General features: G+C 75.2%; 1 pseudogene. It reads right to left on the bottom strand.

Annotation, left to right across the window (positions count from 1 at the left end):
* Window positions 1-25: 25 nt before the first annotated feature.
* A pseudogene (locus tag FNQ90_RS26000) lies at window positions 26-612 on the bottom strand (serine/threonine protein kinase); the annotation flags it as partial.

The raw sequence follows: 612 nt of genomic DNA, 5'->3' as shown, positions 1-612 counted from the left end.
GGGAACGGCGGGCGGGCGGGGTGGCCTACCACGTGGAGTTCTCGGGCGTCTCCGGTTCGGTGTTCCACTCGGTCGTCGTTCCGTCGCAGGTCACCGAGAACGGCACGGTGTTGGAGACGGTCCCGTCGGGACCCTTCACCTCCACCCCGATCTCGTCGGCGAGGGTGCCCTTGCGCGAGTACGTCGTCAGGCGCACGACGTCCCGGCCCGTGCGGTCGCCGTCGGCGGGGAAGGCGAGGACGCGCCACTGGGGGTCGACGACCGAGCCGTCCCGGGACACCCATCGGTAGGTGAGTTCGGCGGGGGCCCGGTCCACCGCGAAGGTCGCCGTGAAGGTGGGCGCCGCGTCGGCCGGCGGCGGGCAGAGCCCCGTATGGGTGGTGTTCTCGCCCGTCACCGTCACGCGCACCACCTGGCCGGCGGGGGCGTCCTGTTCGCCGTCGTCGGAGGCGTCCCGGGCGTACCCCTCCCCGGCGGGGACGTGGTCGCCGGTCTCCCCGCCGTCGTCGCCCTTGGCCAGGGTGTAGAGCAGTCCGGCGACGAGCAGGACGCCCGCCACCGCGCCGGCGACCGGGATGGCGACGCGGCGGCCCCGTCGGTTCGGGCCGGGGG

This window comes from Streptomyces alkaliphilus (genome assembly GCF_014141535.1).
GTDB lineage: Bacteria > Actinomycetota > Actinomycetes > Streptomycetales > Streptomycetaceae > Streptomyces > Streptomyces alkaliphilus.
Note: the sequence above shows the minus strand (reverse complement) of the source record. Positions and strands in the feature narration are given on the sequence as shown.